The sequence below is a fragment of the Pantoea sp. CTOTU50773 genome (assembly GCF_032082325.1).
Classification (GTDB): Bacteria; Pseudomonadota; Gammaproteobacteria; order Enterobacterales; family Enterobacteriaceae; genus Pantoea; species Pantoea communis.
Genome location: NZ_DAMDQC010000036.1, coordinates 24,433 through 33,204, shown reverse-complemented (window position 1 = coordinate 33,204; position 8,772 = coordinate 24,433). Strand labels below are relative to the sequence as shown.

General features: G+C 54.7%; 9 protein-coding genes. 5 read left to right on the top strand and 4 right to left on the bottom strand.

Annotated elements, in window-relative coordinates; genetic code table 11:
• On the top strand, window positions 1-887 hold an 887-nt coding region (locus tag RT340_RS08290; RefSeq protein ID WP_313375301.1), incomplete at its 5' end, for an RQC domain-containing protein.
• A gap of 12 nt (window positions 888-899) precedes the next feature.
• The gene (rhtC, locus tag RT340_RS08285; RefSeq protein WP_034827887.1) at window positions 900-1,523 is read left to right on the top strand and encodes a threonine export protein RhtC; all 624 of its coding nucleotides are present in this window, start codon (window positions 900-902) and stop codon (window positions 1,521-1,523) included.
• 146 nt (window positions 1,524-1,669) lie between these two features.
• On the opposite strand, the gene rhtB is transcribed toward rhtC, so the two are convergent.
• Window positions 1,670-2,293 carry a homoserine/homoserine lactone efflux protein gene (rhtB, locus tag RT340_RS08280; RefSeq protein ID WP_034827889.1) on the bottom strand — a complete coding sequence of 208 codons (624 nt, stop codon included), beginning with the start codon at window positions 2,291-2,293 and terminating at the stop codon, window positions 1,670-1,672.
• 104 nt (window positions 2,294-2,397) lie between these two features.
• On the opposite strand from rhtB, the gene pldB reads away from it, so the two are divergent.
• Both pldB and yigL read left to right on the top strand, forming a co-directional pair.
• On the top strand, window positions 2,398-3,390 hold the full coding sequence (gene pldB, locus RT340_RS08275) for a lysophospholipase L2 (RefSeq protein ID WP_160833382.1): 993 nt from the start codon (window positions 2,398-2,400) through the stop codon (window positions 3,388-3,390).
• A 32-nt stretch (window positions 3,391-3,422) separates the two neighbouring features.
• Window positions 3,423-4,223 carry a sugar/pyridoxal phosphate phosphatase YigL gene (gene yigL / locus RT340_RS08270; protein WP_034827894.1) on the top strand — a complete coding sequence of 267 codons (801 nt, stop codon included), beginning with the start codon at window positions 3,423-3,425 and terminating at the stop codon, window positions 4,221-4,223.
• Window positions 4,224-4,255: 32 nt separating this feature from the next.
• Here the strand turns inward: yigL and glpT are convergent, their stop codons facing one another.
• Window positions 4,256-5,596, bottom strand: a complete 1,341-nt coding sequence (gene glpT / locus RT340_RS08265; RefSeq protein ID WP_313375298.1) for a glycerol-3-phosphate transporter — start codon at window positions 5,594-5,596, stop codon at window positions 4,256-4,258.
• 433 nt (window positions 5,597-6,029) lie between these two features.
• On the opposite strand from glpT, the gene RT340_RS08260 reads away from it, so the two are divergent.
• Window positions 6,030-6,899: a carboxylate/amino acid/amine transporter gene (locus tag RT340_RS08260; RefSeq protein ID WP_097118548.1), complete on the top strand. Its 870-nt coding sequence runs from the start codon at window positions 6,030-6,032 to the stop codon at window positions 6,897-6,899.
• 205 nt (window positions 6,900-7,104) lie between these two features.
• Here the strand turns inward: RT340_RS08260 and RT340_RS08255 are convergent, their stop codons facing one another.
• Window positions 7,105-7,587 carry a DUF1456 family protein gene (locus tag RT340_RS08255; RefSeq protein ID WP_034827905.1) on the bottom strand — a complete coding sequence of 161 codons (483 nt, stop codon included), beginning with the start codon at window positions 7,585-7,587 and terminating at the stop codon, window positions 7,105-7,107.
• A gap of 95 nt (window positions 7,588-7,682) precedes the next feature.
• Window positions 7,683-8,612 (bottom strand): HTH-type transcriptional regulator MetR, encoded by a 930-nt coding sequence (metR, locus tag RT340_RS08250; RefSeq protein ID WP_034827906.1) that lies wholly within the window; start codon window positions 8,610-8,612, stop codon window positions 7,683-7,685.
• Window positions 8,613-8,772: the final 160 nt, after the last annotated feature.

Genomic DNA, 8,772 nt, shown 5'->3' with positions numbered 1-8,772 from the left:
TTCCGCGCAATATCGAATCCTACTATCAGGAAACCGGCCGCGCCGGGCGTGATGGCCTGCCCGCAGAAGCGATGATGCTTTACGATCCGGCGGATATGGCGTGGCTCCGTAAATGTCTGGAGGAGAAGGCGCCCGGCCCGTTACAGGATATTGAGCGTCACAAGCTCAATGCGATGGGCGCGTTTGCCGAAGCGCAAACCTGCCGTCGTTTAGTGCTGCTCAACTACTTTGGTGAAGGGCGTCAGCAGCAGTGCGGCAACTGCGATATCTGCCTTGATCCTCCGCGTCGCTATGATGGTTTGGTGGAGGCGCAGAAGGCGCTTTCCAGCATCTATCGTACCGGCCAGCGCTTCGGTATGGGCTATATTGTCGACGTGCTGCGCGGTTCCACTAACCACCGCGTTCGCGATAACGGGCACGACAAATTGCCGGTGTACGGCATTGGTCGTGAGCAGAGCCAGGAGCATTGGGTCAGCGTGCTGCGTCAGCTGATCCATCTTGGTATGGTGACGCAAAATATCGCCATGCACTCCGCTTTACAGCTAACGGAAGCGGCGCGTCCGGTATTGCGTGCCGAAGTGCCATTGATGCTGGCGGTGCCGCGTATCGTCACGGTGAAGAGCCGCAGCAGCTCGCCGAAAGTGCACAGCGGCAATTACGATCGCACGCTATTTGGCAAACTGCGTAAATTGCGTAAGGCGATTGCCGACGAATCCAACATTCCGCCGTATGTGGTGTTTAACGATGCCACATTGATTGAGATGGCGGAGCAAATGCCGATTACCGCGTCAGAAATGTTGAGCGTGAACGGTGTCGGTCATCGCAAGCTGGAACGTTTTGGTAAACCGTTCCTGGTGATGATCAAAGAACATGTCGATGAAGAGTAAAGGAAAGAAACCATGTTGATGTTATTCGCCACCGTCGCGCTGGTGCATTTGGTTGCGCTGATGAGTCCCGGCCCGGACTTCTTCTTTGTGTCGCAAACGGCGGCCAGCCGTTCACGTAAAGAGGCGATGATGGGCGTGTTGGGCATTACGCTGGGAATCGTGATCTGGGCCGGTGTGGCGCTGATGGGCTTGCATTTGATCCTGCAAAAAATGGCCTGGCTGCATGAAATCATCATGGTGGGCGGTGGTTTGTACCTGCTGTGGATGGGTTGGCAACTCCTGCGCTCGGCACGTCAGCAACATAAAGCCCCGCAGGTTGATGCGCCGGTGGTGGAGCTGCCAAAAAAAGGCATGAGTTTCCTGAAAGGTTTTCTGACTAATCTGTCGAACCCGAAAGCGATTATCTATTTCGGCAGCGTGTTCTCGCTGTTTGTGGGTAATGATGTGGGCGCGATGGAGCGTTGGGGTTTATTCCTGCTGATTATCGGTGAGACCTTTGCCTGGTTCACGCTGGTCGCGGCGATTTTTGCACTACCGTGGATGCGTGATAAGTATCAGCGTATGGCGAAGTGGGTCGATGGGATGGCGGGTGTGCTGTTTGCCGGATTCGGCATCCACCTGATTATCTCGCGTTAAATCGGGTTTACTTGCCATTTCGCCACCGGGCAGTGCTCGCGCGCTTTACGTTCAGCATCTGTGCTTCAGAACTTGCGCACTGACTACCTTGAAATAGCTGCGGCACTGACGGTTATCACCTCGGTGCCGCGGTTTTTTAAAGCCTCTTACGCGATTCTGCGCGCACTTGCCAGCAACGCACCGACGGCCATAAACAAGCCACCGAAGGTGCGGTTCATCAGCTTCATCTGTTTTGGCCCTTTAATCCACCCCGCAATACGGGTTGCCAGCGTGGCGTAACCAATCATCACGATAATATCGACCACGATGGTGGTGACACCGAGCACCAGATACTGCATCAACTGCGGCTGATGTGGCTGAATAAACTGCGGGAAAAGCGCGGCGAGAAACACGATGCTTTTCGGATTGGTGAGATTCACCAGAATGGCGCGTTTGAACAGGCGGCGACGCGGCATTGCTTTTGCCACGGCATCCAAATCAATACCGCCTGCGGAACGCCACTGCTGAATGCCCAGCCAAACCAAATAGGCGGCGCCTGCCCACTTCAGCACTTCAAACGCCATGATCGATTGTGAAAATAGCGCACCCAAACCGGCACCCACCAGCACAATGTGAATCGCCAGCCCAAGCTGTAAGCCAGTGATGGAAGCCGCCGCGCCGCGATAGCCATGGCTGATGCCGGTGCTCATGGTGTTGATGGCACCGGAACCGGGTGAAAGACTGAGGATAGTTGTGGTCAACAGGTAGGTTAACCACCATTCAATGGTCATGCGTGACATTCCCTGAAGTGAACGAAGTGTGACACAATACGCCAGAATATCGCGGTGCGCTATGGCGTACAGACGCGCGATGAGGCTTTTTTTCAGGGGGACGGATGCAGCATCACAAACAGCGTTGGCTCGGGCGAGAGAAAGGCTTTTCCGCCTTTGCTACCGGTCCGCTGCTCGACTTCTGGCGTCGTCGTGAAGAGTGCGAATTCACCGGCGTCGGTAACCTGAAGATTCGCTATGTTCGTTTCACCTCACCGCAACATCGCCGTGTCATCCTGATTGTTCCCGGCCGCATCGAAAGCTATATCAAATACCCGGAACTGGCTTACGATCTGTTCCACTGCGGCTATGACGTGGTGATCATTGACCATCGCGGGCAGGGCCGCTCCGATCGCTTGCTGGCGGATTCGCATCGCGGCCATGTGGTTGAGTTCAGCCACTATGTTGACGACTTAGAAACGCTGTATCTGAAAGAGATGGTCAGCAACCATTATCAGCAACGCTACGTGCTGGCGCATTCGATGGGCGGTGCGATTTTAGCGCTGTTTCTGGCGCGTCAACCGCAGGCTTTTCATGCGGCGGTATTCTCGGCACCGATGTTTGGCATTGTGCTGCCGTTGCCTGACTGGATGGCGCACCCGATTTTGGACTGGGCGGAAAAACTGCCGGCGATTCGCGAACGCTATGCGCTTGGCACCGGCCGCTGGCGCGCCAGCCCGTTTGGCATTAATCGCCTGACGCACAGTCGGGAGCGCTATCGGCGCAACCTGCGTTTTTACGCGGACGATCCGGGACTGCGCGTCGGTGGCCCGACCTATCATTGGGTGCGCGAAGGCGTCTATGCCGGACGCAGTATCATCAGCCAGGCAGCGAAAATCACCACGCCTTCCCTGGTGTTACAGGCCAGCGAAGACGATGTGGTGGATAACCGCGCACAAGATATTTTTTGTACGGCGATGGCTGACGCGGGACATCCCTGCGAAGGTACCGTGCCGTATGTGATTCAAGGCGCGCGTCACGAGATTTTGTTTGAAACAGACGCTATGCGCGCTGAAGCGCTCAACCTGGTGGTCGATTTTTTCGAGCGCCACGTTTAACTCATTTTCCGACATCAATACCAGAGGTTTACATGTACCACATCGTCGCATCCGACCTGGATGGCACGCTGCTCTCACCGGAACACCGCCTGACGCCTTTTGCCCGTACCACGCTGCAGGAACTGGTGGCGCAAGATGTCCACTTCGTTTTCGCCACCGGCCGCCACTATATCGACGTAGGCCAGATGCGCGATAACCTTGGCATTCCGGCGTACATGATTACTTCCAACGGGGCTCGCGTGCACAATGCAGACGGTGAACTGGTGTTTAGCCATAACCTCGACGCCGATATCGCCAGCGAGCTTTACGGTCTGCAGTACCACGATGAGCATATCCTGACGCACGTGTATCGTGACGATGAGTGGTACATGAGCCGTCATCGCCCGGAGGAGCAGGACTACTTCCGTGAGTCGGTGTTTAACTATCAGGTTTATCAGCCGGGCATGCTTGAAACCGACGGCATCAGCAAGGTGTTCTTTACCTGCGACGATCCCGAACGTCTGGTGCCGCTGGAGCTGGCGATCGAAGCGCGCTGGGGCGATCGCGTTAACGTCAGCTTCTCACTGCCGACCTGTCTGGAAGTGATGGCGGGTGGCGTATCGAAAGGTCACGCGCTGGAGGCGGTATCAAAGCAGCTTGGCTTCTCATTGAAAGAGTGCATCGCTTTTGGTGATGGCATGAATGACGTGGAAATGCTGAGCATGGCGGGTAAAGGCTGCATTATGCGCAATGCGCAGCAGCGGTTGAAAGATACCTTGCCGACGCTGGAAGTGATTGGCAGCAACGCTGAAGATGCGGTGCCGCACACGTTGCGTAAGTTGTTCCTTGCTTAAAAAAATGGGCCGGTGATACCGGCCCATTTTTGTTATGCCATCTGTCTCTTATGTTTATGCTCGCTGACCATGGTGAGCAGCAACAAAATCACCGCCAACACCGATCCCGCAATCATCACCATGAAACCGCCATCCCAGCCGAAGTAATCCACGGTGTAACCGACAATCGCACTGGCTGCCACTGAACCGCCGAGATAACCAAACAAACCGGTAAAGCCTGCTGCCGTGCCGGCCGCTTTCTTCGGCGCTAACTCCAGCGCATGCAGACCAATTAACATTACCGGACCGTAGATCAGGAAGCCGATGACGATCATGCACAGCATATCGATACCTGGATTGCCGGGTGGGTTAAGCCAGTACACCACTGTGGCGATGGTTACCAGCGTCATAAAGAACACGCCGGTGGCGCCACGATTGCCTCTGAACACCTTGTCCGACATCCAGCCGCACAGCAAGGTGCCGGGAATGCCCGCATATTCATAGAAGAAGTAAGCCCACGAAGATTTATCCAGCGTGAAATGCTTCACCTCTTTCAGGTAGGTCGGTGACCAGTCGAGAATGCCGTAGCGCAGCAGGTAAACGAACACGTTGGCCAGCGCGATATACCACAGCAGCTTATTAGGCAGGATGTACTGCATAAAAATCTGCTTCGCCGTCAACTCCTCCTCATGATCCTCGCTGTAGTCTGGCGGATAATCATTCTTGTACGCCTCAATCGGCGGCAAACCACAAGACTGCGGCGTATCGCGCATCAGGGCAAAGGCAATAATCGCGATGAGGATGGCACCAAACGCCGGCATGTAGAGCGCGGCTTTCCAGTCGTTAAACCATGCCATACCCAGCAGAAACAGTAAGGGCGGAATACCACCACCCACGTTATGGGCGCAGTTCCATACTGAGACAATCCCGCCGCGTTCCTTCTGCGACCACCAGTGCACCATAGTGCGACCGCACGGTGGCCAGCCCATGCCCTGGAACCAACCGCACAGGAAGAGCAGCACAAACATCACCATGATGCTGGAGGTGGCCCAGGGTACAAAGCCCATAAACAGCATCACCGCAGCGGCCAGAATCAGTCCGGCAGGTAAAAAGACACGCGGGTTTGAACGGTCAGAGACGGAACCCATGATGAACTTGGAAAAACCGTAGGCGATGGAGATTCCGGACAGCGCAAAGCCAAGATCGCCACGCGAAAAGCCCTGCTCAACCAAATAGGGCATCGCCAGCGCAAAGTTTTTACGGACCAGGTAATAGGCGGCATAGCCAAAGAAAATGCCGATGAAGATTTGCCAGCGTAGCCGACGATAGAGCGGATCGACACGATCGTCAGCGACTTGCGGCTGATGCGGTGCCGGTTTGAAGATACTTAACATGAAGGTGGCCCTCCAGGGCGCAATATTTTTATAAATTCCCAGCAGGTTGGGTCAAAAGCCCTCTGGCGTAACAACAAAACCAAAGTTCCATTTCGCGCAAAGGATAGTGATGGTTGCGCCACGTTACTGTGATGTGTGACACAATTGTTACAGTTTGATGACATTAAAGAGCGATATAAACCAGGAAATGTTGGTATTCGCGCATGAGGCGTCGGGGCTTTTGGGTTTGTAAGGGGAATCCGTTGCCGTGTCGAATCAGATTCACTGCATCTGCAACCAGCGACCTGATTTCAGCAATGGACCTTATCTCAATGAGTGACGGGGATACGGCGATTTGTTTGACTTTAATTTGACCACTCGTCAACCAGATATTTCAGCCCGTCCACGACAGTTTGTTTACACTAGCGCCACTGTTCATTTTGGGATCAATACCGTGCTGTTACTGATCGTTACCACCATTTTGTGGGCTTTTTCCTTTAGTTTGATAGGGGAATACCTTGCGGGCCAGGTTGACTCCTGGTTCTCTGTACTGATGCGCCTTGGGTTAGCTGCGCTCGTTTTTTTACCCTTCCTGCGCTGGAAGGGCTATCGCGCCTCAACCATCCTGCTGTATATGCTGGTGGGGATGCTGCAACTTGGCGTCATGTATCTGCTGAGTTTTGAGGCTTATACCTACCTCAGCGTGACAGAATTCCTGTTGTTTACCGTGATGACGCCGCTCTACGTCACGCTGATTTACGATTTGCTCAGCAGACGTCGGCTGCGAATCGGCTATGCCTTCAGCGCGCTGTTGGCGGTAGCCGGTGCGGCCATCATTCGCTATGACAAAGTCAGCGATCATTTCTGGTTCGGTTTGCTGCTGGTTCAGGCGGCTAACATCTGCTTCGCCATTGGTATGGTTGGTTACAAGCGCTTGCAGGAAACCCGCCCAATGCCGCAACACACGGCCTTCTCGTGGTTCTATCTTGGCGCGGTGATCATCGCCATCATTGCGTGGAGCCTGTGGGGTAACCCGAACAAACTGCCAACCACCTCACTGCAGTGGGGCATTCTGGTCTGGCTGGGCGTGGCGGCTTCCGGGCTGGGCTACTTTATGTGGAACTACGGTGCGACGCAGGTCGATGCCGGTACGCTGGGCATTATGAACAACATGCACGTGCCAGCGGGCTTGCTGGTCAATCTGGCGATCTGGCAAGAGAAACCGCACTGGCCGAGCTTTATTGCCGGGGCGATTGTCATTTTCGCTTCGCTATACGTGCATAAGCGCTGGGTAGTGGGACATGGGTCCAAAAGCGATGCCTGAGTGAGACGATCCTTGATCTGGTTTCGTTGAACTTGCAGAAGCGCTATGTGCTGGGAAAAAGCAGCACCTAAGCCAAAGGGAAGATACAGGCCGCTACGAAGAGCGAAGCGTCTGAGCCATGGATGGCGAGGCCGATCCACAGGGATGTGAGATTCCTTCGTGATCGGAGCGGCCTGTATCTGACCTAACTCCGATCAAAAAGCGATTACACCTTCTTGGCTGGCGCCGCAGGACGATTCATCATCGTCAATCCCTTCAAAAAGTTACGCAGAATCTGGTCACCGCACTCGCGGTAGTTTTTATGATCCGGATTGCGGAAAATCGCACCGACTTCCGCCTGGGAAATCTTAAAGTTTGCCTTCTCCAGCACCACCGGAATATCCGTGGTCTTCAGCGCAAACGCGATACGCAGCTTCTTGATGAAAATATTGTTATTCATACGGCGTTCAACTGAAGGTGCGGGCGCATCTTCACTCTTACCGCGACGGAAGAAAATCAAACCGTTGAGGAAATAGCCCATCAGCACGTCCGGCAACTTACGGAACGCCGCATCCTCATCCTTCTTCATCCACGCCTGCACATCCTCCAGCGGCACTTCACTGCCCGCTAAGGCAAAAATCTCCACCACTTTGCTATCGCTCAAATCAAGCATATAGCGCACGCTGCGCAGAACATCGTTACTCGTCATGGTGAAACTCTCTTTGTCGCGGATTGAGGCGGCGCATTATAGAGCAGGCCGGGCAGGGATAACAGCACGGGCGACACAGGTCGCCCGTGGGATGATCAAGAAATCGACTGCAGTGAACCCGGGCGGGCGGCATCGCGCACAAACGGCAGATGGTCACAGGCGTGTTGACGGGCGAAGCGCACAAAGGCTTCTAACACCGGCTGACGCTGCTCACCATCGCGCACAGCGGCATATAAACGGCTCCACAAACCCTCACCCAATGTCTTGGTCACCACCAAACCCTGCTTTTCAAAACTCTCCACCACCCAATGCGGAAGGGCCGCAATACCCATCTGTGCTGACACCATCTGAATCAGCAACAGCGTATTATCCACACTCTTCAGCGCCGGGCTGATGCCTGCAGGCTGCAGGAAATGACGCCAGATATCGAGACGCTGACGCTGCACCGGATAGATCATCAGTACCTCATCGGCCAAATCTTCCGGTGAGATATGTTCCAGCTTCGCCAGCGGATGGTCCGGGGCCAGCACCAGACGTACCTCAAAATCAAACATCGGCGTATAGAACAAACCGCTGCGCGGCAGGATATCGGAGGTCAACACCACATCCAGTTCGCCCTGTTGCAGGGCGGGCTGGGGATCAAAAGTCACGCCCGATTTAAAATCGACCACCACTTGCGGCCAGCTCTGGCGGAAATTATTGAGGGCTGGCGTCAGCCACTGAATGCAGCTGTGGCACTCAATGGCAATGCGTAACGTGGTCTGATGCGGCTCGTGGCATGCCTGCAACGCCTGCTGAATCTGCGGCAAAATCTGCTCGGCCAACTGCAGCATGATTTCCCCCTGCGGCGTAAACCGCAACGGCTGGCTCTTGCGCACAAACAGGCGAAAGCCCAGCCGCTGTTCCAGATCGCTGAACTGATGCGATAACGCCGATTGTGTCTGATGAAGCTGAGCGGCGGCAGCGGCCAACGAGCCGGTATTTTGCAACGCCTGCAGCGTTCTCAGATGTTTGAGTTCGATCATGAGAGTCCTTCACATCGAGATTGAACAAATTGCGCTTGAGGAACATACAGTACCCGCAGATTATGGCGGTGTAAACATCTGGACGGCTAAACATCTCAAGCAAGCGCCACCGCCACATGGCTTTCGTCCAGTTCAGGCGTTCAGCGGACGGCAATGTCAC